The 24,119-nt window shown below is 48.4% G+C and carries 27 protein-coding genes; 25 read left to right on the top strand and 2 right to left on the bottom strand.

All coding sequences use genetic code 11. The annotated features are described in order from the left end of the window. The first annotated feature begins 40 nt into the window (after positions 1–40). The 15 genes from RF007C_RS03515 (at position 41) to RF007C_RS17960 (ending at position 12,025) form a co-directional block, all read left to right on the top strand. On the top strand, positions 41–604 hold the full coding sequence (locus RF007C_RS03515) for a metalloprotease family protein (protein ID WP_037297285.1): 564 nt from the start codon (positions 41–43) through the stop codon (positions 602–604). A 35-nt stretch (positions 605–639) separates the two neighbouring features. Beyond that, the gene (gene ybaK / locus RF007C_RS03510; protein WP_037297282.1) at positions 640–1,116 is read left to right on the top strand and encodes a Cys-tRNA(Pro) deacylase; all 477 of its coding nucleotides are present in this window, start codon (positions 640–642) and stop codon (positions 1,114–1,116) included. 35 nt (positions 1,117–1,151) lie between these two features. Then, a complete protein-coding gene (locus RF007C_RS03505) occupies positions 1,152–2,936 on the top strand; it encodes a sensor domain-containing diguanylate cyclase (RefSeq protein ID WP_037297279.1) in 1,785 nt (594 codons plus the stop codon). Between the two features lie 142 nt (positions 2,937–3,078). Next, positions 3,079–3,618, top strand: coding sequence for a hypothetical protein (locus tag RF007C_RS03500; RefSeq protein WP_037297277.1), 540 nt, complete (start codon positions 3,079–3,081; stop codon positions 3,616–3,618). 193 nt (positions 3,619–3,811) lie between these two features. Further along, positions 3,812–4,240, top strand: a complete 429-nt coding sequence (locus RF007C_RS03495) for an Hsp20/alpha crystallin family protein (protein ID WP_173907571.1) — start codon at positions 3,812–3,814, stop codon at positions 4,238–4,240. A gap of 218 nt (positions 4,241–4,458) precedes the next feature. Then, positions 4,459–5,298, top strand: coding sequence for a Cof-type HAD-IIB family hydrolase (locus tag RF007C_RS03490; RefSeq protein ID WP_037297275.1), 840 nt, complete (start codon positions 4,459–4,461; stop codon positions 5,296–5,298). 69 nt (positions 5,299–5,367) lie between these two features. Further along, positions 5,368–7,098 carry an indolepyruvate ferredoxin oxidoreductase subunit alpha gene (gene iorA / locus RF007C_RS03485; protein ID WP_037297271.1) on the top strand — a complete coding sequence of 577 codons (1,731 nt, stop codon included), beginning with the start codon at positions 5,368–5,370 and terminating at the stop codon, positions 7,096–7,098. Positions 7,099–7,190: 92 nt separating this feature from the next. Further along, complete coding sequence (locus tag RF007C_RS03480) at positions 7,191–7,586, top strand: hypothetical protein (protein WP_051456499.1); 396 nt, start codon at positions 7,191–7,193, stop codon at positions 7,584–7,586. A 17-nt stretch (positions 7,587–7,603) separates the two neighbouring features. Then, complete coding sequence (locus RF007C_RS17685) at positions 7,604–8,692, top strand: hypothetical protein (RefSeq protein ID WP_037297267.1); 1,089 nt, start codon at positions 7,604–7,606, stop codon at positions 8,690–8,692. A 27-nt stretch (positions 8,693–8,719) separates the two neighbouring features. Further along, positions 8,720–9,295, top strand: coding sequence for an indolepyruvate oxidoreductase subunit beta (locus tag RF007C_RS03470; protein ID WP_019679016.1), 576 nt, complete (start codon positions 8,720–8,722; stop codon positions 9,293–9,295). 107 nt (positions 9,296–9,402) lie between these two features. Beyond that, a complete protein-coding gene (locus RF007C_RS03465; RefSeq protein WP_037297265.1) occupies positions 9,403–10,710 on the top strand; it encodes a phenylacetate--CoA ligase family protein in 1,308 nt (435 codons plus the stop codon). A 58-nt stretch (positions 10,711–10,768) separates the two neighbouring features. Then, positions 10,769–10,993, top strand: coding sequence for a hypothetical protein (locus RF007C_RS03460; protein WP_019679018.1), 225 nt, complete (start codon positions 10,769–10,771; stop codon positions 10,991–10,993). Between the two features lie 39 nt (positions 10,994–11,032). Continuing rightward, a complete protein-coding gene (locus tag RF007C_RS03455; protein WP_019679019.1) occupies positions 11,033–11,467 on the top strand; it encodes a hypothetical protein in 435 nt (144 codons plus the stop codon). 124 nt (positions 11,468–11,591) lie between these two features. Further along, entirely contained in the window at positions 11,592–11,822 is a 231-nt protein-coding gene (locus RF007C_RS17965) for a hypothetical protein (protein WP_242836266.1), read from the top strand. Further along, the gene (locus RF007C_RS17960; RefSeq protein ID WP_242836265.1) at positions 11,819–12,025 is read left to right on the top strand and encodes a zinc-ribbon domain-containing protein; all 207 of its coding nucleotides are present in this window, start codon (positions 11,819–11,821) and stop codon (positions 12,023–12,025) included. Before RF007C_RS17965 ends, RF007C_RS17960 begins: the two co-directional genes overlap by 4 nt. On the opposite strand, the gene RF007C_RS03445 is transcribed toward RF007C_RS17960, so the two are convergent. After that, positions 12,026–12,454 (bottom strand): putative ABC transporter permease, encoded by a 429-nt coding sequence (locus RF007C_RS03445; protein ID WP_051456498.1) that lies wholly within the window; start codon positions 12,452–12,454, stop codon positions 12,026–12,028. 73 nt (positions 12,455–12,527) lie between these two features. Between RF007C_RS03445 and malQ the strand changes: the two genes are divergently transcribed. From malQ to RF007C_RS03400, 10 genes are all read left to right on the top strand, one after another. Next, positions 12,528–14,000, top strand: coding sequence for a 4-alpha-glucanotransferase (gene malQ / locus RF007C_RS03440; RefSeq protein WP_037297262.1), 1,473 nt, complete (start codon positions 12,528–12,530; stop codon positions 13,998–14,000). Between the two features lie 13 nt (positions 14,001–14,013). After that, on the top strand, positions 14,014–15,009 hold the full coding sequence (locus RF007C_RS03435; protein ID WP_037297259.1) for a hypothetical protein: 996 nt from the start codon (positions 14,014–14,016) through the stop codon (positions 15,007–15,009). 14 nt (positions 15,010–15,023) lie between these two features. Next, positions 15,024–17,369: a glycogen/starch/alpha-glucan phosphorylase gene (locus RF007C_RS03430; protein ID WP_037297257.1), complete on the top strand. Its 2,346-nt coding sequence runs from the start codon at positions 15,024–15,026 to the stop codon at positions 17,367–17,369. A 228-nt stretch (positions 17,370–17,597) separates the two neighbouring features. Beyond that, complete coding sequence (locus tag RF007C_RS03425) at positions 17,598–18,107, top strand: hypothetical protein (RefSeq protein ID WP_019679025.1); 510 nt, start codon at positions 17,598–17,600, stop codon at positions 18,105–18,107. Positions 18,108–18,119: 12 nt separating this feature from the next. Next, positions 18,120–18,491 carry a hypothetical protein gene (locus RF007C_RS03420; protein WP_037297254.1) on the top strand — a complete coding sequence of 124 codons (372 nt, stop codon included), beginning with the start codon at positions 18,120–18,122 and terminating at the stop codon, positions 18,489–18,491. 34 nt (positions 18,492–18,525) lie between these two features. Continuing rightward, positions 18,526–19,026, top strand: a complete 501-nt coding sequence (locus RF007C_RS03415; RefSeq protein WP_037297253.1) for a hypothetical protein — start codon at positions 18,526–18,528, stop codon at positions 19,024–19,026. Between the two features lie 168 nt (positions 19,027–19,194). Further along, positions 19,195–19,329 carry a hypothetical protein gene (locus RF007C_RS18175; protein WP_275450835.1) on the top strand — a complete coding sequence of 45 codons (135 nt, stop codon included), beginning with the start codon at positions 19,195–19,197 and terminating at the stop codon, positions 19,327–19,329. Then, a complete protein-coding gene (locus RF007C_RS03410; RefSeq protein ID WP_019679029.1) occupies positions 19,319–19,525 on the top strand; it encodes a helix-turn-helix transcriptional regulator in 207 nt (68 codons plus the stop codon). The genes RF007C_RS18175 and RF007C_RS03410 overlap by 11 nt, the downstream gene beginning before the upstream one ends. An 11-nt stretch (positions 19,526–19,536) precedes the next feature. Next, on the top strand, positions 19,537–19,968 hold the full coding sequence (locus RF007C_RS03405; RefSeq protein WP_019679030.1) for a hypothetical protein: 432 nt from the start codon (positions 19,537–19,539) through the stop codon (positions 19,966–19,968). A 21-nt stretch (positions 19,969–19,989) separates the two neighbouring features. Next, positions 19,990–20,418 (top strand): hypothetical protein, encoded by a 429-nt coding sequence (locus RF007C_RS03400; RefSeq protein WP_037297252.1) that lies wholly within the window; start codon positions 19,990–19,992, stop codon positions 20,416–20,418. Positions 20,419–20,577: 159 nt separating this feature from the next. On the opposite strand, the gene nifJ is transcribed toward RF007C_RS03400, so the two are convergent. Continuing rightward, positions 20,578–24,105, bottom strand: coding sequence for a pyruvate:ferredoxin (flavodoxin) oxidoreductase (nifJ, locus tag RF007C_RS03395; RefSeq protein WP_037297341.1), 3,528 nt, complete (start codon positions 24,103–24,105; stop codon positions 20,578–20,580). Between the last annotated feature and the right edge of the window lie 14 nt (positions 24,106–24,119).

The following is a 24,119-nucleotide window of genomic DNA, read 5'->3' as shown; positions in this document are numbered from 1 at the left end:
TGATCCGCCCTGAGTTTTATTCGGAAAAAGGTGATACGCTATGAAAATAAAATTCATGGGGAAATACAATAATGATCCGCGTTCGCTGCCAAAGGGAGAAATGGTAGCGGGAGCCCGCAGGATAAAGAAGATAGACAGTCTTGTCATGATAAACGTAGTTATGACGATCTTTTCCTGTATTCTGGGATATATCTTCCTGATACTTCTTTTCAATGTGTTCGGGAAAGAGCTTCTCAGCATTGCGGGAGTTGTGGCTGCAATGCTTGCATTTGTGTTTATGATCCCCCATGAATACATCCATGCTGTATGCTTCAAAGAGGAAGCCTATATATACGTAGGCTGCGGTCTGCTTTTTGCAATGTCTCCCGAGCATATGAGCAAAAAGAGGTATCTTTTTATGTTGATGCTGCCGTTTTTGCTGCTGGGAGCGCTGCCGCTGGGCGCCGGTCTGATTTTTCACTGGTCTCCGCCTGCGATCTTCGGAGCTCTGAGCATAATTACCTGTACAGGTGACGTTTATTTTGCGCTGAATGCGCTGATACAGGTACCGTCAGGTGGAAAGATATATCTTTACGATCTGGTCAATTACTGGTACAAAGACTGAAAAAGCAGACAATAAGTATTCAAGGGAGAAAAACAATGGGCAAGGAACTTAAAACAAACGCAATGCGTTTTCTTGATAAAAGCAATATAGAGTACACCGTGCAGACCTACGAGTGTGATGAGTTCATCGACGGCATACACACCGCCGAAAAGCTTGGACAGCCTCTTGAGGAGACCTTCAAGACTCTGGTAGCCCGCGGAAAGAGCGGCAGCTATTACTGCTTTCTGCTGCCCGTCGCTCTGGAGCTTGACCTTAAAAAGGCAGCAAAGAGTGTAGGAGAGAAGTCGGTGGAGCTGCTCCACGTAAAGGATATTACAGCTGTAACTGGCTATGTCCGCGGCGGCTGTACTCCAATAGGTATGAAGAAACAGTTTATGACGGTGATACACAACACTGCCGAGATCATGCCCCTTTTCTATATAAGCGGCGGACGCATCGGCACACAGATAAGACTTTCGCCGCAGGAGCTTGTAAAGGCCATACGCGGCAGATTTGAGGATATAATACTCTGACGGCGCAAGGCAGGGATGCGGAAGGAGGAAGGCGTATGGGCAGAGAGATACTCAGCGAAAAGCTTTACAGTGCCGGCCATGCGGTGGTGGACAGGAGTTTTCACACCCAGCGGGGCGACGAAGCTTTTTTCACATTCTTCGGCAACGATGTGACCTACTCCATAAGGAGGACTATCTGCGACGAGGACTATCCGCGGATGCTGGAATGTGTGGAAAAGGCTGCGGCAGGAGAGTTCCACAGGACAGTGATACGCATGAAGAGCGTCAGCGGAGAATACCACTGGATACTGGCATCTGTCAGGCTCCTTATATCGGAGGGCGCAGAGCCTCTTTACAGTATGACCTTCAGCCACATTCTCTCCCTTGAAGCACTGGCATATACCCGTGAAAACAGGCTTTCCGAGTACCGCCATGTGCTCAGCCTCATGTCCGACCTTGCCTTTGAGTACAGCTTTGAGACAAAGCACATACGCATTTATATGTTTGACTGCTTCCGCGAGATAGTGCTTGTGGACGAGGAACTGGAGGTATGGCGGAAAAACACCATAGAATCAGGCTGCGTTATGACCAGATACACCGAGATGTTCAATTCTCTGTGCAGGGATATCCGCAGCGGAGTATACCGCTTCGACTATGAGTTCGAGACTTCGGTGCTTACAGGGGGCAAGACCAGGGAGATGTGTCTTTTCCGCGGCATTACACGCTATTATGCTCCCGAGGTGCGCAAGGTCAGCGGTATAATATCCGTGGTGAATTCACGGAGCAAGACCAAGGATATCAACCTTGCCATTGAGGCGAACAGGGATCAGCTCTCGGGACTTCTCAGCAAGAGGGCGGTCACAGCCTTTGCAAAGGAGCTCCTTTCCAGGGGCTCGGGCAGCATTGTGAATCTTGTGCTGCTGGATATAGACAACTTTACTGATATAAACAACAGCTACGGTCATCTCTTCGGCGACGAGGTGATATATACCGTGGCGCGCATAATCAAGGCAGAGATAGGCAGCCGCGGTATTGCGGGAAGGATAAGCGGCAGCGGCTTTCTTATCATACTGGAGGATACCCGCGACGAGGAGGATCTCCGCGGCATACTCAGAGCCATAAGGACCAATACGGAGTTTGCCTTTGCGGACAGATTCCGGAATTTCCGTCTGACCTGCTCTATGGGCGTTTCCACGTATCCCGTGGACAGCAGGAGCTATGACGAGCTTTTCATGCAGGCCGACAAGGCGCTGTACATCGCCCGCGAAAAGGGAAAGAACAGGTATGTTATATACGACATCGAAAAGCACGGTCCCGTGGAAAAGGACATAGAGAACAAGATAGTTTTCCTTAGCAGCAAGGGTAAAGCCTCGGAAAAGCTGAGCTTTGTCAGCGGACTTGCCGAAAACCTCGTAATGGGAAAGATACCTGATATTTCCGTGCTGCTGGAGCAGGTGCGCTCTCAGTTCGGGATAGATGATATATGCGTTTTCGCAGGCGGAGATATGGGACTTCTTCTCAGCTGCGGCAATGCGGCCTCGAAGAACGCCTCCTACCTCTTTGAAAACGGCTATACCAACAGATTTTCCGGGGACGGACTCTTCGTCATAGACAATGTTAACGAGCTGGAGGGACGGGATGATAATGCCTTTGCACAGCTGACCTCCCAGAATATAGGCGGAGCGGTGCAGTACCTTATGACCGAGGACAGCATGATAAAGGGAGTCATCTCCTTCTGCTATATAGGCCGTTTCAATAAGTGGTCCGTGTCGGATATAAACTATTATGCTGTAATAGGCAGGATAATCACAGCCCTTCTGAAGAAGCAGGCATACATATGAACTCAAAGCGCTGATGGTGCATTGTGCACTAAATCAGCGCTTTATTATTGTGCACTCATACAAAGTTGAAAATAAAATGCAACAAAACAGCCCTTACATGACACTTATATAGTAGAAACACTTTTTTTCAGGGGGGGATATTATGGAAAGAACACTGGCTGCCTTTTCGGCTGTGATACTGCTTATCGGCTGCTTTACGGGGTGCGGCAGCGGAGAAAAGCCTTCAGATCGTCGTTTGCCTGCTGTGATTTTCATTTATTCACTTTATGGACAAGGAAGTGCTGAGCGGCGGTTCTGCGACAGCGAAGGAAATTATTACCTTGTGCTCAAAGAGGAACTATGCTATCTGAGCTTTGCAGAGCTTGCCGACAAATATTCTTCGGGAGACATCGACAGCGATATAAAACTCCTGCGCATCTGCAATAAGGGCGGGCTGGAGAAAATTTACCAGAAGCTGCTGAGGGCTTCCGCGGCAAAGGACAAAGGGCTTGAAATGCCCGAGGAATTACCTGCCGTTGACGCTCCGTATAAAAGGTGGAGCGGCATCTGCTATGATGATAAGGGAGAGTTAACGGAAGTGCTGCTTCACGAAAATAGGTGCATGACCGATCTGAACTCGTATAATAGGGACATCAATGATATATACGGATGGTTAGGGGAAAACCTTCATATGAAGGGATGAAAACAGAGGATTAGCACTCTCGATGCGAGAGTGCTAATTTTCATTATACTGTCACAGAACCTTGATATTCCTTTCAAAAAGCGGCTGTATCATATAGACAATGAAACGAAAGGAAGCGATACCGATGGAAAGTGTATATTATAGGAAAAACTGCATAGGATAAATATGAAAATATCAATTGGAGGTATGACTTATGATGTATGGACTTACACCCTTCGGAAGAACAGGCTTTGACCTGTGGAACGCATTCAATGACTTTGACAAGAATTACTTCGGCGACAGTATGCCGACAAACTCTTGCCGTACCGATATCCGCGACGACGGAGAGAAGTATGTGATGGAATCGGAGCTTCCGGGCTTCGAAAAGGAGGACATCAGACTCGATATAAACGGTTCTCAGCTCACTATCGCTGCCGAGCACAGCACAAACAACGACGAGAAGGACGATAAAGGCAATTATATCCGCCGTGAGCGTACCTTCGGCTCGTACAGGAGGAGCTTCGACATCTCTGATGTCAATACGGAAGCTATAAGTGCCGAATACAAAAACGGCATCCTCACACTGGAGCTCCCTAAAAAGAAACCCGAGGAGCCCGTATCAAAAAGACTCGAGATCAAGTAAAATTCATATAGACGCGCCCCCTCGCCCCGCCCTTCAAGGACGGGGCTTTTTTTGCTTTCGGCGAAATATTATGCAGGATTAACATTAAGGCTGTTCCAATTCCGTCGGAATAAACAAAATAAATCATATGTTAAAATTAAATCTTCACTTTTTCTGCGAAATATGTTATAATGCTATTATGAGTATCTATGTATTGTTCCGGAGGTGACCGACGAAAATTGAAAAGGCTCTATATAACAGACCTTGACGGGACACTTCTCAGCTCTGAGGGTGAAGTATCGGCAAAAACCGCGGATATACTCAACAGTCTTGCGGCACAGGGAGTTGATTTCACGTTTGCCACCGCAAGATCGGTCTATTCGGCAAAGCCCATGACCTCGGCACTTCAGATAAGCGTTCCGTGCATACTCATGAACGGAGTCAGCATCTATGACCTCAGGTCGGACAGGTATATCGCCAATCAGTACATACCGGTGAGCGCCTCGGGGCAGATCACGGAGGCCTTCAGAAGGGCGGACGCAGAGTGCTTCATGTACCGCTTCAACGAGGGTGCACTGACCTGCTACTATACGGAGATAACCAACCGCGTCATGCGCAGCTTTGCGGAGGTGCGGAAATACAAGTACCATAAGCCGTTCATACGGTGCAGCGATTTTATGGACGCTGCCGATGATATGACGGTGTACTTCACATCTCTGGAGGAACACGACAAGCTTCTGCCCGTAAAACAGACTGTGGACAGCACAGACGGCGTGGACTGCGCCTTCTATGAGGACACGTATACGGGGAAATGGCTGCTGGAGGTCTTTTCCGCAAAGGCTTCAAAGGCCAATGGGATACGTTTTCTCCGTGAAAGGTACGGTTTTGATGAGGTGGTGGCTTTCGGAGACAATCTCAACGACCTGCCCATGTTCGCACAGGCTGATGTAAAAATAGCTGTTGGCAACGCAAGGGACGAGGTAAAGGCTGCCGCAGACCATGTTATCGGCACTAACGATGAAGACGGTGTGGCACAGTGGCTGCGTGATGAACTGAAAAAGAGCAAATCTGAATTTTGATCTATAATGCAGGATCAGGAATCATGAATTAATATCAGGTAATTTTTAACATGAAAGGAAATACATAAAATGAAGAAATTAATGCTGGGAAACGAAGCCTTCGCAAGAGGCTTATATGAGGCAGGATGCAGGGTAGTATCAAGCTATCCGGGAACTCCCTCTACCGAGATCACAGAGGAAGTTGCAAAGTACGACGAGGTCTACGCAGAGTGGGCTCCCAACGAGAAGGTGGCTATGGAGACAGCTCTCGGAGCTTCCATCGCAGGCGCAAGAAGCTTCTGCGGAATGAAGCACGTTGGTCTCAATGTTGCAGCCGATCCTCTCTATACAGCAGGATACACAGGCGTAAATGCAGGTATGGTAATAGCAGTTGCCGACGATCAGGGTATGCATTCCTCTCAGAACGAGCAGGACAGCCGCCATCACGCAATCGCCTCAAAGGTGCCCATGCTGGAGCCTTCGGATTCCACGGAATGTAAGGAGTTCGTCAAGCTTGCTTTCGAGCTTTCGGAGAAGTTTGACGCTCCCTTCATAGTAAGAATGTCCACAAGAGTTGCTCATTCACAGAGCATAGTTGAAATGCAGGATCGTCAGGATCTTCCTCTCAAGGACTATGAAAAGACTCCCAGCAAGTTCGTTATGATGCCTGCTTACGCAAAGGGCAGACACGTATTCGTTGAGGAGCGCACAAAGAAGCTCACAGAGTATGCCGAGACAACTCCTCTCAACAGAGTTGAGATATCCGACAAGGCTGAGTTCGGCGTTATCACCAACGGCGCTGCATACCAGTACGTAAAGGAAGCTCTGGGCGACAAGGCTTCTGTACTGAAGCTGGGGATGGTAAATCCTCTCCCTGTAAAGCTCATTCAGGACTTTGCTGCCAAGTATCAGCAGGTATACGTTATCGAGGAGCTTGACGGCATCATCGAAGAGCACTGCCGCAACATCGGCGTTAACAACGTAAAGGGCAAGGAGATATTCGGTTATATCGGCGAGCTTCCCCAGTCCGTCATTGCAGAGAAGCTTCTCGGCGAGAAGAAGGACTTTGTTGCTCTCGAAGATGATATCCCTGTACGTCCTCCCGTTATGTGCGCAGGATGTCCCCACAGAGGACTGTTCTACTGCCTTAAGAAGCTGGGCGTAACAGTATCGGGTGATATCGGATGCTATACTCTCGGAGCAGCAGCTCCGCTCAACGCTATTGATACAACCATATGTATGGGTGCTTCCATTTCGGGACTCCACGGCTTCAACAAAGCAAGAGGCGCAGAGTCCGAGCACAAGAGCGTTGCTGTTATCGGCGATTCCACATTCATGCACAGCGGCATGACAGGCCTTGTGAATATCGCTTACAATAATTCAAATTCAACAGTTATCATTCTCGATAACTCTATCACAGGCATGACAGGTCATCAGCAGAACCCAACCACAGGCAAGAACCTCAAGGGCGATCCTGCTGCGGCTGTTAACCTTGAAGAGCTTTGCAAGGCTATCGGCATCAAGCGAGTCCGCGTTACCGATCCGTACAAGCTTGCCGAGACAGAGGCTGCTATCAAGGAGGAGCTTGCTGCGGACGAGGCTTCGGTAATTATATCACGCCGTCCCTGCGCACTTCTCAAGTACGTTAAGCACAATCCGCCTCTCAAGGTAAATACTGACAAGTGTGTAGGCTGCAAGATGTGTATGAAGCTGGGCTGTCCCGCTATATCAATGCGCGACGGCAAGGCAGTAGTTGACCACACTCTCTGCGTAGGCTGCGGCATTTGTCAGGAGCAGTGCAAGGTCGGCGCTATAGAGTAATCAGAGCTAAGAACTAAGCAGGGGCGGCGTTCCGCCGCCCGTGAAAAAACTGTCGGGGACGGTGTCCCCGACGTCCCGAAAAGGAAAAGATCATGTTACAGATAAATATATATGAGGAGTTCGCTCACTGGCTGGACGGACTGCTTGAAAATAATGATATGCCCGAGGAAACTCAGGCGTTCTGCTTCAACCTCTATGAGGAGTCCGACGAGGATCATATCTACGGCATACAGATAGTTGCGGCAGGTGACTTTGATCCCGAAGACAAGGAAGGTGACTGGGCCTGCGAAGAGGTATGGAGCAGCGGTGAGGACATATTTACCGTTGATACTTCCGATGAAGATGACACAGGCTGGGCTCACGCTCAGGACCTGTTCAGGGAAATGGCTGAGGAATACCTCAGAAACGGAAAGTACGCAAATATACTCAAAGACAGCAGAGGAGTGGCTATAGGCTTCGTTGACGGAGAGCTTGTTATTATAAAATAAAACAGGGGGAGATCAGAATGGATGATCTTATGACAGGCATCGGCGGTGCAGCGGAATCTGACGGTGAGGGTACCGTTACACATCCCCTTTCATCTGTTGAAGGCACTTATGATCCGTATGCAGCGCCTGCTGCGGACAGAGGAGCAGGCGATATTCAGAGTGCTCTGGATCAGATGAACAATGCCTTCGGGAACCTTGGCGGTCAGAAGGCCTCACCTGACGTGAGCAGCGTGCCTGACAGGATGAACGCGCCTCAGCCTCAGCAGAATGAGCCTCCGAAGCTCAATGATCTGGGATTCAGCAGCGACGATTACAATTACGATCCCCGACACATGAATTATGGCCAGAGGGCGGATGTGGACGTCGGACGCAGCTACGGCAGCGGACAAAACGGCTACGGACAGCAGCCTCAGGGTTACGGCAATGGGCAGAGCGGCTACGGACAGCAGCCTCAGGGTTACGGCAATGGGCAGAGCGGCTACGGACAGCCGTCTCAGGGCTACGGCAGCAGCGATTACAGATACGATCCCTACAAGACCTATAATTCCGCCGATTCCATGACCTTCGGATACCCTGCCAATAAGGATACAGACTTTATTGCTGTGGTAAAGGCAGTGGCGGGAGCTCTTATCGGTGCTATACCGGGTATGCTCCTGATGATAATGGTGGCGAGATTCGGCATCATTGCTTCTCTCTGCGGAATGGCAATGGCTTTCTGTATATTCTGCGGCTACAAGGTGGCAACGGGAAAAAACAGGCTCAGCACTGCTACGGGACTGATAATCTGCGGTGCGGTAATGGTCATAGCGGTTTACTTTTCCGTAAAGATCTCGTGGACCTTCGCTCTGAAGGACGCTATACGTGAAACTGCATCAATGATGAATACTATCCTCGGCGGAGACAGCGGCGATTTCACAGATTCCTTTATAAAGGGACTTGTGGGCAGCACGGGCGAGATCTCCTTCGGTAACTGCTGGAATCATTTCGGACAGATCATGGATGACGTTGGCATGAAGGGAGCATTTCTGGCTTCCCTTGGCGAGAATTACCTTTTTGCGGCTCTCGGTGCCTTCGGAACATTTATGAAATTCGGCAGAAATAACTGACAATAAACTTTTAAGGAGTAATATAAAATGGAAACAAGATCAATAATGATAGTCGGAGTAGGCGGACAGGGTTCGCTGCTCGCTTCAAGACTTCTGGGAAATGTGCTTCTCGCACAGGGCTATGATGTTAAGGTCAGCGAGGTACACGGTATGTCGCAGAGAGGCGGCTCTGTTGTTACCTACGTAAAGTACGGCGAGAAGGTATATTCACCGGTCATCGAAAAGGGCGAAGCTGACGCTGTTATCTCCTTCGAGCTTCTGGAGGCTGCAAGATGTCTTCCTTACCTCAAGAAGGGCGGCAAGCTCATAACCTCCACTCAGCAGATAGATCCTATGCCGGTCATCACAGGAGCTGCAAAGTATCCCGAGAACCTCGTTGAGAAGCTCAGGGCAGCAGGCGTTGAGCTGGTAGCAGTTGACGCTCTGGCACTGGCAGAGCAGGCAGGCACCGCAAAGGCTTCAAACGTAGTACTCATGGGCGTTCTCGCTTCACGTATGGACTATCCCGACGAGCTCTGGCAGAAGGCTCTTGAGCAGTGCGTACCGCCAAAGTTCCTTGAGCTCAACAAGAAGGCTTTCGAGCTGGGAAAGGCCGCTGAATAAGAACAGATATCTTAGAGCTTAGAACTAAGTATAATAACATAAGTATCAAATATCAAATTTGAGATCTGAGATCTAAGCTCTTGGATCTGAAAAGGAGTAGAAGTCCAATGGAAAAATATTGGAACAAAGAGATTGAATGTGCATCGCGGGCAAAAATGAAGAAGCTCCAGGACGAGCGCCTTGTGGCACAGGTAAAGCACGTTTATGAGAATGTGAAGTATTACCGTGATCTCATGGACAAAAAAGGCGTAAAACCCGAGGACATCAAGGGAACCGAAGATCTGCACAAGCTGCCTTTCCTCAGCAAGGCCGATCTGAGAGAGGCATATCCCTACGGACTGCTTGCAAAGCCACTCAGCGAATGTGTAAGGATACATTCCACCAGCGGTACTACCGGCAAGAGAGTTGTTGCTTTCTATACCCAGAACGACGTTGATATGTGGGACGAATGCTGTGCAAGAGCTATCACTGCCGCAGGCGGTACCGAAGACGACGTGGTGCAGGTGGCATACGGCTACGGCCTTTTCACTGGCGGTATGGGACTCCACGGCGGATCTCACAAGGTAGGCTGTCTCACTCTCCCCATGAGCTCGGGAAATACAGAGAGACAGATCCAGTTCATGCAGGATCTGGAAGCTACCATACTCTGCTGTACACCTTCATATGCGGCATACATCGGAGAGACCATTCACGATATGGGATTATCTCCCGATGACCTCAAGCTCAAGGCAGGTATCTTCGGAGCCGAGCCCTGGACCGAGGAAATGCGCCGCAGTATCGAAAAGTCACTGGGTATAAAGGCTTTCGATATCTACGGACTTACAGAATCAAGCGGCCCCGGCGTTGCTTTTGAATGTTCCGAGCAGAGCGGTATGCATATCAACGAGGACAACTTTATCCCCGAGATAATCGATCCCGATACGGGAGAGGTCCTTCCAGAGGGCGAGGTAGGCGAGTTGGTATTCACAAGCATCACAAAGGAAGCTTTCCCCCTCCTTCGCTATCGTACACGTGATCTCTGCGTGCTCAGCAGGAAGAAGTGCTCATGCGGACGTACTCTCATAAAGATGGCTAAGCCTATGGGCAGAAGCGATGATATGATGATTATCCGCGGAGTAAATGTATTCCCGTCACAGATCGAGACTGTTCTTATCGAGCAGGGTTATTCTCCCAACTACCTCATCGAGGTTGACCGTGTAAACAATACTGATACCCTTGACATCAGCGTCGAGATGAATCCCGACAAGTTCTCCGACAAGGTCAAGGACGTACAGAAAGAGGAGAGAGCTCTTGCAGGCGCTATGAAGGATATGCTTGGCATCAATCCCAAGGTACACCTTGTATCGCCCAAGTCCATCGCAAGAAGCGAGGGCAAGGCGGTAAGAGTCATCGATCGACGCAAGCTTCACGATTAAGGTACTTTTGCAAAATAGGTTTTAGGGGATAAAACACATATTTACAGGAGGTACATTTATGAAGATCAAATTATTTTCCACAAATTATATGCCCGAACAGGAGAAATACCAGAGGTTCGCTGCTTTTGAAAATGAACTCAATCAGTTCATTGCGGGGGTAGATGTCATCGACATCAAGTTCAGCACCTCTTCGGGCCTCTGCCACGACGCCCAGACTCATGTAAACGAGTACATCGACGAGCTTTCCGTACTTGTTATGTACAATGAGAAGTCCAAGGGCTGATGGGGCAGCTGTATCACAGGCATAAAGGAGGAATATCGTATGTCAAATGTAAGACAGATCTCAGTATTTGTTGATAATAAACCAAATCAGCTTGCAGGCGTAATGAAGATGATAAAGGAATGCAAAATCAATGTCCGCGCTCTCAGCCTGGCTGATACAAGTGATTTCGGCATCGTAAGAATGATAGTTAATGATACCGATAAGGCAGTAGAAAAACTGAAGGCAGCGTCCTATGCTGTAACAGTAACAGAGGTAGTCGCAATATCTATTCCCGATACTCCCGGACAGCTCAGCCGCGTTCTGGATATACTGGGAAACAGGAACGTAAATCTTGAATATCTCTATACCTTCCTCGGTAAATCGGACAGATCGGTCTCTTTTGTAATAAGAGTGGACGATATTGAAAATGCTTCTGTGGCACTCAACGACGGAGGAATTATTCAGCTTACCGAAAATGACATCGCTGAAATGTGAGTATTGCACAAAAATACAACCATTTTTTAAAAATATTTTTAAAACGCTTGACATATTTCAAGTGCGTGTTGTATAATAGAAGTGTAATATTTAACGAGAAAATATTCGACAGGAGTGATGAAAGATGGGTATTCTCGATAAATTCAATGATGCGAGCAGGGGTGTATCAGAAAAAGCAAAAAGCATTTCCGAGGCTAATAACCTCAAAAGGAAGATCCTTTATGAGGAGGAAAGAATCGTAGAGATTTTTACCGATCTCGGAAAGAAATATTATAAAAATCAGATGAGGATCCCGCGGCTCTTAAGGTCCTTTGTGATGATATCGATACCAGACGCAGAAGGATCAAGAAAATGAGATATGAGCTCAACGGTATCAGAGGCTATAAGATATGTCCTAAATGTGATGCAGAAGTAAACGAGCGTTTCCAGTTCTGCGGACGCTGCGGTGCAAGACTTCCGGACATTGAGGATGAAGACTTTATGTCACTGGAACCCAACGATTATTATACAGAAAGCAGTAATAATTTCTTTGACGCGGATCCCAACAAGAACTATTGATCATAAAGGCTGTTCTGAGGCTATCGGAACAGCCTTTTTATACTTCACTGTGCGGCCGAGACGCCTGTCCATGTGCCTGCACAGCAGCCTTGCGGGTATGCACAGCAGGAACCAGAAACAGGAAAAGGGAATACATATCTGACCCAGAAGATTCAGCGGCATATCCGAGTAATCCCATACGTTCCAGTGCATAATCATATTATCGAATACCCCTACGGCAAACTCTATGGCGGTTATGAGAAGCGTGCCTACAGCGCAGCTTCTGATAAGCGTCATGGTCCGGCACCGGTTGACTGCGTAGAGTACGGCAAGCACAAGACCGCCCGTAAGTGACATGGTCCAGTGGGTATAGCCCCTCATTACTATCTCGATGAGGCTGTAACAGAAATAGCCCATGAGAAACGAAAAAATAAACTGTGAAAGCTTCATGGCAAGCACCTCCGATCATATTATCGGCGGTTTTACAGTGATTATACAGTAATATTGAAACGGAGATGAGAAAATGCGAAAAAGCTGTATATTGATGCACATATCCAGCCTGCCGTCTGAATACGGTATAGGCAAGATGGGAAGAGCTGCCTTTGAGTTCGTGGACTTCCTGAAGTCCGCAGAGGTAAAATGCTGGCAGATACTGCCCCTTTCTCCCACAAGCTACGGGGATTCGCCCTATCAGTCCTTTTCGGTCAAGGCGGGAAATCCCTACTTCATAGATTTTGAGGTGCTGGAGGCGGACGGTCTTCTCGAACACCATGAGTTTGCTGCCTTCGACTGGGAAAGCGCTGCGGATAAGGTGGATTACAGTCTCCTCTATGACCATTGCTTCGATGTGCTGCGTATCGCCTATGCACGCTTCAAGCCTGCCAGATTCCCCGAGTACAAGAAGTTCTGCGACGAGAACAAGAGCTGGCTGGAGGATTACGCTCTCTTTATGGCTCTGAAATTCCGTTATGACGGCAAGCCCTGGTATGAATGGGACGAGGATATCTCCATGCACCGTACAAAGGCTGTGGCAGCTGCGAAAAAGGAGCTGAAAAAGGACATCGGCTTCAATAAATTCGTTCAGTACGAGTTCAGCAGACAGTGGAAGGAACTGAAAAAATATGCCAATGACAGCGGCATAGAGATAATAGGCGATATTCCCATATACTGTGCCCTTGACAGCGTTGAGGCATGGGCTTCGCCGAAGCTTTTCCAGTTTGACAGGAAGCGGCGTCCAATAGCTGTGGCAGGCTGTCCTCCCGATGATTTTTCGCCTCTGGGACAGCTCTGGGGCAATCCGCTATATAACTGGGACTACCATAAAAAGACAGGCTTTGAATGGTGGATAGACCGCATAAAAGCTGCTTCGGAGCTTTACGATATAGTACGCATAGACCACTTCCGCGGCTTTGAGAGCTATTACTCTATCCCCTTCGGCAACAAGGACGCTACGGTTGGAGAGTGGAAGAAGGGACCGAATTACGAGCTTTTCAGGCTTGCCGAGGAAAAGCTGGGCAGGCTGGATATAATCGCCGAGGATCTGGGCTTCATCACTCCCGAGGTGAGGGAAATGCTGGATAAGTGCGGATACCCGGGCATGAAGGTGCTTCAGTTCGGCTTCTCCGACGGCAAGAACGAGTACCTGCCCCATAACTACAGCAGTACCAATTATTACGCATACACAGGTACTCACGATAACGAGACACTGAACGGCTGGGGTGGGACTCTTGACAAGAAGTCGCTGAAATTTGCTATGAAGTACCTCAGCGTCAGGAAGAAAAAGGATATACCCTCAGCAATGATCCGCTCGGCATGGGGAAGCGTGGCTATGGTGGCAGTAGCACAGATACAGGACTTCCTCGACAGTCCGAAAGAGGACAGGATGAATACACCGTCCACACTGGGCGGCAACTGGCAGTTCCGCACCCAGAAGACGGACTTCACAGCCGAGCTGGCAAAGAAGATACGCAGGCTGAACAGGATGTACAACAGATAAGTGAGGTATAAAAATGAAAAAAAGACTTATTATAGCAATGACGTCAGCAATTATGCTTACAGGCTGCGGTGCTTCAGAAAAGACTTCAAAAGAAAACGCCGCAGTTGAAGCAAGCGATGTGACTGCAAGTACAGCAGAGACGACTGCCGAAACAACAACTGCGAAAACAACTGCTTCAAAAACTACTGCAAAAACTACTGCAAAGACCACTGCTTCCAAAACCACTGCTGCAACGACAAAAGCTGCTTCAACAACGAAGGCTTCAGCAACGAAGGCTTCAACGGACAAGCCGGCTGCAACAGAGGCTGCTGCACCTGCTCCCGTAAAGCATTACACGGTTGATGGTCCCGGGGGCGCTGAGGAGATACCCGAGGCTGAGTGGAACGGACTTGAGAAGCTGAGAGGGAAATACGGCAGGGATTTTGAAGTCTTTGCCAGAAACCTCTGCTGGGAGTCATGGCCTAAGACTATACTTAACGATGACGGTACGAGAACTACTATCCCGGTCAAACGCGATCCCAACGAGCCCCTTGATGTGGTCTATACCTTAAAGGGCAGTGACGGCATTTACTTTGAGGCGCGTATCAAAGAAAACACAGATAATATAACCCATGACACCTATTTATATACCCATTACTGGGATCAGCTCAAAAATGAAGCAGCAGGCTCGCTGCAAAAGCTTGTTCCCGGCGGAAAGGTTTTTATAGAGGCAAGAGCGGGCTGTGGTGAACTGCCCTTTGAAAGTCCTGCCGATATGACATATGAAGAGTTCCGACAGGCTCTGGCGGATAACAAGGGATATGTGTTCTGCTGGCTGCTTGTCGCGGAAGGAATGGAGGTCTCCGATGATATGAGGGCTTACAGCCCCCGCAGAGGCGACGGTTATCCCGGAGAGTACGGGTATATCCTGCAGGTTCATGTGGAGCAGGTATCACAGGAGGATTACGATCGCCTTGATGATATCATTGAGGGATATCCCCAAGGAATAACTTCAAAATTAATAAATTAAAGGAGCAGGGGGAAATGGATAAGAAATCGTTTGTTGAGAAATTCACGGGGAGACTTCCAAGGGATATAAAGAGCGCAACGCCTCAGCAGCTTCACGACGCACTTGGAAAGACAGTCATGGAGATGTTCGCGGAGCATTGGAGCAATGCCCGTCAGGAGCATCTTTCAAAGCGCCGCGGGGCATATCTTTCCATGGAGTTCCTTGTGGGAAGAGCGGTATACAATAACCTGCTGGTCCTCGGTATATACGACGAGGTGGACGCAGCTTTCAAAGAGCTTGGACTTGACCTTGCAGACCTTGAGGAGATAGAGGACGCTGCTCTCGGAAACGGCGGCCTTGGCAGACTTGCTGCCTGCTTCCTTGACAGTGCCGCAACTTTAGGACTTCCACTTGACGGTTACGGCATACGCTACAAGTACGGACTTTTCAAGCAGTCAATAGTTGACGGCTTCCAGCGCGAGGACATCGACGACTGGACAAAATACGGCGATCCGTGGTCGGTGCGCTGCGACGAGGACACTGTCCTCATTGAGTACAGCGGTCAGACCGTTAAGGCTGTGCCCTACGATATGCCTGTATTCGGCTTCCGTACCGAGAACGTGGGAACGCTCCGTCTATGGCAGGCCGAGCCTGTTAAGGAGTTCGACTTCGATGTGTTCAACAAGCAGGACTACCTTGAAGCTTCAAAGGAAAAGATATTCGCTGAGGATATCTCCCGCGTGCTCTATCCCAACGACGACACCGATGAGGGCAAGAAGCTGCGTCTGAAGCAGCAGTACTTCTTCAGCTGCGCTTCACTGACGGATATAATAAGAAAGCACAAGGCGAGATACGGTACTCTCGATAATTTAGCGGACTATATCTCGGTTCAGCTCAACGATACTCATCCCGTTATCTCTATCCCCGAGCTCATAAGGCAGCTGGTGGACAATGAGGGCTACACCTTCGAGAAAGCCCTTGAAATGGCAAAGAGGATATTCAACTATACCAATCACACCGTTATGCAGGAGGCTCTGGAAAAGTGGCGCACAGACCTTGTGGAGGAGCTTCTCCCGAGGATCTATGCTATAATCATACAGATAAATGAAGCGCTTATGGCGGATATGTATTCTGCAAACGTTCCCAGAGAAAAGACAGACCGCATAAAGATAATCAAGGGCGATCTTATCCATATGGCAGATATGGCCTGCTATGCTTCAAGCCACATCAACGGTGTTGCGGAGATACACACTCAGATACTCAAGGACACTGTTCTTTCCGACTGGTTCAGCCTTTATCCCCAGCGCTTCCGCAACGAGACCAACGGCATTACCCAGCGCCGCTGGATAGCACTCTGCAACAGGGAGCTGTCTGCGTATATCACGGAGCTTCTCGGGGATGATAACTGGATAAACGACCTTGACAGGCTGAAGGAGCTTGCAAAGTACGCCGACGATGAGAATGTGCTCCGCCGCTTCATTGATATCAAGCAGGCTAAAAAGCAGCAGCTGGCTGACTTCATCAAGGCTCACGACGGCATTGACATCGACGCGGAGTCTGTTTTCGATATACAGATAAAGCGCCTTCATGAGTATAAGAGACAGCTTCTCAATGCCTTCTCTATACTGTGGATATACTACGGCATCAAGGACGGCAGTATAAAGGATTTCAAGTCGACTACCTTCATTTTCGGAGCTAAATCCGCTCCCGGATACCGCCGTGCCAAGGCTATAATCAAGTTCATCAACGAGGTGGGCAGGGTAGTCTCGGAAGATCCCGATACCCGTGATCTTATCAAGGTTGTGTTCGTGCAGAACTACAATGTATCATATGCCGAAAAGCTTGTGGCGGCTGCTGATATCTCGGAGCAGATATCCACAGCAGGTACTGAAGCAAGCGGTACCGGCAATATGAAGCTGATGCTCAACGGCGCTGTGACTCTCGGAACCTATGACGGTGCTAATATCGAGATAGTTCAGGAGGCAGGCGAGGAGAACAATTACATCTTCGGCGCCCGTGTTGAGGAGCTGGAGAAGATAGTTCCCGAATACGACAGCAGAAGTGTATTTGCAGGCGACGATATGATACGCAGGGTAGTATCCTCCCTTATCGACGGAATTGTTTCCGACGGCGGCAGCGGCGATTTCCGCGAGCTGTATATGGCTCTCCTTGACGGTGCCAGCTGGCACGCTCCAGATCATTATTACCTCCTTGGAGATATAAGGGACTACGTTGAGACCAAGCTCCGCTGCATAGGCGACTACAGCGCGGACAGAATTGCTTTTGCACGCAGGCAGTGGCTGAATATGTGCAATGCAGGTAAGTTCAGCTCTGACAGGACTATTGCGGACTATGCCGAGAATATCTGGGGTATAAGATAAGCACTTCATAAGTGAGGCAAAAAAAGCGTTTTTTCAACGGAAAATCATTGAAATTCAGAAAAAATATTTTTTGTTTCTGCTTTTTATACAAATTACAGCACCCGTATTTGTGGATAATCACAGGTACGGGTGCTTTTTAGTGACAGATGTCACTGTGAAAGTGACAACCGACATCTACTAATATCACGGTATATAGTGTATTATTAAGATAACAAAGGAGGCGGTACTATGAAAAAGGCTGAAAAGATCACCCTTTATATCTCGGCAGCAGGTATAATGACATACATAATCAGAAGTATGGTAAATGCGTTTATGGACGGCTTTCGTTCACCTTTGCCTGATTATTTCGGATTAGCATATATTACACCCTTCGGTGTGATACTTCTGCTCAGCATTTTCTGTCAGATAGCGGTGCTTATGATAAATGTTTTCCGCAAGCGCAAGCTTAAAGGCAAGAAGGAAGTCTCCGGATTGTACAGGATCTCGTTTTACTGTTCCTTTATACCGTTCCTGCTTCTGCTGGGCTATTGCATCTATTGCAGCGAATACGGATTCCGTTTCCTGTGGGGCGTTTATTACGGCTGGAGCGGCTTCAGCGGCGCATTTGTTATCATGGGACTGATCTTCTGTATCATACCTGTGTTCCCGTTCTGCATCTTCTGGCAGGTTTTTTATATCACAAAATGGATAATCGGAAGAAAAAAGGCAAAGGCAGCTGCTTCGGCAGAGCTGTCCTGAGGAGGAGATATTATGAATAACAATACGATACCGAAATGGCTGAAAGGTACTTTTATTGCAGGTATAATAATCGTTTCGCTGTACGCTGTGCTGTTTGTCCTTTCGCTGCCTGTGATGTTTCCGAAGGAGGAAACAGGAAGCGGCTTTGATAAGTTCATGGATACCGCAGGTGCAGTGGTCGTCAGGGTGTTGTTCTTCAATCCTATCGTTCTCTATCCCGTGATGATGGGCGCTGACGCCATCGCTGCAAGACTGCTGTATGCTCCTCTTACTGCAAAGGCAGGAGCTTACAGAGTAGACAGTGCATTGCCGCTGGTGACCTTCCTGTGTCCCATAGTGCAGAGCATCGGCCTTTGCGGTGTGCTTCTGATCTATTGGCTGTAAAATAACAACTTATATTTATAGGGGGGGGAGGATTATGAAAAAATATGAAAAGATCCTGCTGATACTGTTCAGCGTTATGACCGTTATATTCGCAGCCGATGTATTGTACAGGTGGAAGAAACTGGACATAGAGCTCGACTATCATATGTTCGATAGTCTTACTACGGTGCTGGCATTGCTGTTCATTGTTTCCTTTTTCGGGATAATGGCGATACTTGTCTCATGGTGGCTGAGAAAACGTATCGAAGCAGGAAAGAAGCCCATATCAAAGCTTTATAAGTGGAGCTTCATACTGTCATTCATACCCTTTGCAATGCTGACAGCAGCTTCCGCAGCCAGTATGTCGGAAGGCTTTACTTTCATGCTTTCTACGAGTTACGGCATAGATGCTTTCGTCAGCACGTTTGTGTGGTACGGTTTTATTCTGTTAAGTGTCATTATTCCTGTATTCCCTGTGATCATTTTCTGGCAGCTGCTCTATATAATAAAGAGGAGAAAATACAGGAAACAGATGAAAGAGTGCGCTGATAACTGATGATGACGGAGTTTTTCGCAAATACAAGCCTCTCTGACTTGATGTCAGGGAGGCTTTGTTTGTTAAAATATAAAAATATGTAAAGCGAGCTTGACAAAAAATGTAAAGCGTGCTATACTATAGTTGCAGGATAAGTAAAGCGCACTTTACATTGAAGGAGGTAATTTAATGTTTGGGGTAATAAATGATTTTAAGGTCTTTTTTGATGCGGCACTGCCGTGGGTCGCAGTCAGTGTTGTGCTTGCATTTGTTATGGCTTATAGTGATATTGGCAAGGATAAGGAGAAAGATCATGAAAAATAAAATTCAGGAGCTGCGAAAGGCCCGAAAGGTCACACAGCAGGAGCTGGCGGACGCTCTGGCAGTCACGCGGCAGACTATTATATCACTTGAAAACGGAAAATACAACGCTTCCCTCACGCTGGCCCATAAGGCAGCACAGTTCTTCGGCGTTACTATCGAGGAGCTGTTCATTTTCGAGGGCGAGGAGAATTTATAAGGAGAATTATTATGGAAAATTTCAAGAAAAAAATTCAGAGAAGATTTTATTTATGTCTTATGTTCTGCGGCTCGGGTTCGGTAATATACTGGGGACTTAAACAGCTTATCAAAGATGTTCCCGACTATTCACGGGGCATGATAACGGGTATTTATACTGGTATAGTAGCAGTTGCGGCAATTCTGATGATAAAGTATCTGATACTGCTCCGCAATGAAGATAAGCTGAAGGCTGAGTACATAAAGTCTACTGATGAGCGCAATATAGAGATCTCCAAAGAGACTATGCGTACATCATCTGTCATCTGTCTTGCGGCTACGGGACTTGCTGTTTTGGTAACAGGTTTTTTCAGTAAGACAGTGAGCACTGCTCTGTTTATTGAAATGACTGCAAGTACTATCATAACTGTTCTCGTAAACGCTTATTACAGAAAGAAAATGTAAAGGGAGCAAAGGAGGATAATTATGGAAAATTGCAGAAAAAAACTCAAAACTAAGATCGTTATATACTGGATACTGGCTGCGTTACTGCTGATCGCACTGGTCGTTCTTCAGGTGCTTGAGGGGCAGGGCGTGCTCAAGGGAGAGACAAATTTCGGCTTTTTTGTGGGCGGTATAACCGTGCTTATAATGAATATACTGACAATGAGAAAAGCCGTTAAGGACGATACAGCCCTGAAGCAATGGTATGTACGCAATACCGACGAAAGAACCATCGCCGTCCAGCGGAAGGCAGGGAACTTTACCTCGCTGTTCACTTTATTCGTTCTCGGTGTATCCACTATTGCCGCGTCATACATAAATACCACTGTCTACTGGACTCTTGGTGCTGCTATGGGTGTATATATCATAATTTACCTCGGTTCACTTGTGTATTTCAATAAAAAGATGTAAAACAAAAACTCCCCGATACCTGTTCGTATCGGGGAGTTTTATTATATTCGTATGTGCATGATTCACGTTAAACCACTGTAAGCGAAAGCAGACTATCCGTTTTGCAGAGAGTGAGCGAGTTTACGAGCGTCAACGTGGACGAGTGCAGCGTCACGCTGCTTACTTCTCAGCGAGCTTTGTGAGGTACTCGTAACGATTAGCAGCAGTCTTCTCTGCCTTAGCAAACAGATCCTTAGCACGATCGGGGAACGAACGTGTGAGTGCGCTGTAACGAGCCTCATTCATGATGAAGTCCTGATAAGACTCTGTAGGAGCCTTGGAATCGAGCTGGAAGGGGTTCTTGCCCTCAGCAGCCAGACGAGGATCATAACGGAAGTTGTTCCAGTAGCCGCACTTAACAGCCTTCTCCATCTCAGCCTGACAGTTAGTCATACCGCCCTTGATGGAGTGCATCTCACAAGGTGCATAGCCGATGATGAGTGAAGGTCCGGGATAAGACTCAGCTTCCTTGATTGCCTTGAGTGTCTGGTTCATGTCAGCACCCATAGCGATCTGTGCAACATAGATGTAGCCGTAGCTCATAGCGATATCAGCAAGACGCTTCTTTGCGATTGCCTTACCTGCTGCTGCGAACTGTGCTACCTGACCGATGTTAGAGGACTTGGAAGCCTGTCCGCCTGTATTTGAGTAAACCTCGGTATCGAATACCATGATGTTTACATCTTCGCCTGTAGCGAGAACGTGGTCAAGACCGCCGAAGCCGATATCATAAGCCCAGCCGTCGCCGCCGAAGATCCATACAGACTTCTTGGAGAGGTAGTTCTTGTTTGCAACGATATCTGCGCAAGCATCGCACTTGTCAGCGCACTTCTCGAGCTCAGCAACGAGTGCAGCTGTTGCAGCTGTATTCTTTGCACCGTCGTTAACGGTTGCGAGGTATTCATCAGCAGCAGCCTTTACCTCTGCAGATGCCTTGTCGCTTGCAGCAATTTCCTTGACTTCCTCAATGAGTCTTTCACGGATTGCCTTCTGACCGAGATACATACCGAGACCGTGCTCAGCGTTGTCCTCGAACAGTGAGTTTGCCCATGCAGGACCGTGGCCGTTTGCATCAACAGTGTAAGGTGAAGTTGCAGCAGGACCGCCCCAGATTGAAGAACATCCTGTTGCGTTGGAGATATACATTCTTGAACCGAAGAGCTGAGTGATGAGTCTTGCATATGAAGTCTCAGCACAGCCTGCGCATGAACCTGAGAATTCAAGGAGAGGCTTCTTGTACTGGCTGGAGATAACAGTAGCGTCTGTTGCAACGTCTGTCTTCTCTGCAACCTTTGCAACACAGTAATCAAATACTGCCTGCTGTGACTCCTGTGACTCTCTGGAAACCATCTTGAGAGAATTTGTGGGGCAGACACCGATACATACGCCGCAGCCCATGCAGTCCATAGCGGAAACAGCAAGAGTGTACTTATAATCGCTCTTTACGATAGGCTTGGGAGCGATCTTGATGTTCTCGGGAGCAGCAGCAGCCTCAGCTTCTGTCAGAGCGAAAGGACGGATAGTTGCGTGAGGACAAACAAATGCACACTTGTTACACTTTGCGCAGGTCTCAGGATTCCACTCAGGAACCATAACTGCAACTCCGCGCTTCTCGTATGCAGCAGCACCCTGCTCGAATGTACCGTCAACGTGATCTGTGAATGCAGAAACAGGAAGTGTATCGCCGAGCATCTTGCCAACGGGGTTCATGATGCCGTCAACCATCTTGACGAGCTTCTCTGCACCCTCAAGCTTAGCAGGTGCGGAATTATCAACAGCGTTTGCCCACTCAGCGGGAACATCTACCTTGACATAAGCATTTGCGCCTGCGTCGATAGCCTTCTCGTTCATCTGAACGATCTCGATACCCTTCTTCATGAACTTCTGAGCCTTCTCCTTCATGTAGCCGATTGCCTCAGCCTCAGGGAGAACCTTTGAAAGTGAGAAGAATGCAGACTGGAGAATGGTGTTTGTACGCTTGCCAAGACCGATCTCCTGAGCAAGGTCTATTGCGTTAACCAGATAGAGCTGGATATTGTTCTTTGCGATATACTGCTTTGTGTCAGCTGTGAGGTGCTGATCGAGCTCCTCGGGCTTCCACTGGCAGTTGATAAGGAATACACCGCCGGGCTTTACGTCGTTGACCATCTTGTAGCCCTTGAGTATGTAGGACGGGTTATGACAGGCAACAAAGTCAGCCTTGTTGATGTAGTAAGGGCTCTTGATAGGCTTATCACCGAAACGCAGGTGGGAAATAGTGATACCGCCTGTCTTCTTGGAGTCATACTGGAAGTATGCCTGAACGTACTTGTCAGTGTGGTCACCGATGATCTTGATTGAGTCCTTGTTTGCGCCAACGGTACCGTCGCCGCCGAGACCCCAGAACTTGCACTCGATAGTGCCCTCTGCTGCTGTGTTGGGAGCGTCTTCCTCAGCCAGTGAGAGATTTGTAACATCGTCAACGATACCCAGTGTGAACTGAGGCTTGGGATCAGCCTTTGCCAGCTCTGCATATACAGCAAATACAGATGCAGGAGGAGTATCCTTGGAACCGAGACCGTAACGGCCGCCGATAACCTTGATACCGTTTCTGCCTGTAGCATTAAGAGCTGCTACTACATCGAGGTAGAGAGGCTCACCGAGAGAGCCGGGCTCCTTGGTTCTGTCGAGGACAGCGATAGTCTTTGTGGATGCAGGGATAGCCTCAACGAGCTTTTCAGCTGAGAAAGGACGGAACAGACGGACCTTAACGATACCGACCTTCTCACCCTTCTTGTTCAGGTAGTCGATAACTTCCTCAGCAACGTCGCAGATAGAACCCATTGCAACGATAACGCGCTCTGCATCGGGAGCACCGTAGTAATTGAAGAGCTTATAGTCAGTGCCGAGCTTAGCATTTACCTTGCCCATGTACTCCTCAACGATTGCGGGAACAGCATCGTAGTAGGAGTTGCAGGCCTCACGGTGCTGGAAGAAGATATCTCCGTTCTCGTGAGAACCACGCATTGTCGGATTTTCAGGATTAAGAGCACGGTCACGGAATGCCTTTACAGCATCCATATCGCACATTTCCTTCAGATCCTCGTAATCCCATGTCTCGATCTTCTGGATCTCGTGGGATGTACGGAAACCGTCGAAGAAGTTGATGAAAGGAACGCGGCTCTTGATAGTAGCAAGATGAGCAACAGCAGCAAGATCCATTACTTCCTGCGGGTTGGTCTCAGCGAGCATTGCAAAACCGGTCTGACGGCAAGCATAAACGTCGGAGTGGTCACCGAAAATGTTCAGTGCGTGAGAAGCAACGCAGCGTGCAGAAACATGGAATACGCAGGGAAGCAGCTCACCGGCGATCTTGTACATATTCGGGATCATGAGGAGCAGACCCTGAGAAGCAGTATAGGTTGTGGTCAGAGCACCAGCGTTCAGAGAACCGTGAACAGTACCGGCTGCACCAGCCTCAGACTGCATCTCCTCAACCTTAACGGTTGTGCCGAAAATGTTCTTGACACCCTGAGCAGACCACTGATCAACATAGTCTGCCATCGGGCTGGAAGGTGTGATCGGATAGATACCGGCAACTTCCGTGAAGGCGTAGGAAACATATGCGGCGGCGTTATTACCGTCCATTGTTTTCATTTTTCTTTTGATTGCCATAGGAATAT

The sequence above is a fragment of the Ruminococcus flavefaciens 007c genome (genome assembly GCF_000571935.1).
Taxonomy (GTDB): Bacteria; Bacillota; Clostridia; order Oscillospirales; family Ruminococcaceae; genus Ruminococcus; species Ruminococcus flavefaciens_F.
Note: the sequence above shows the minus strand (reverse complement) of the source record. Positions and strands in the feature narration are given on the sequence as shown.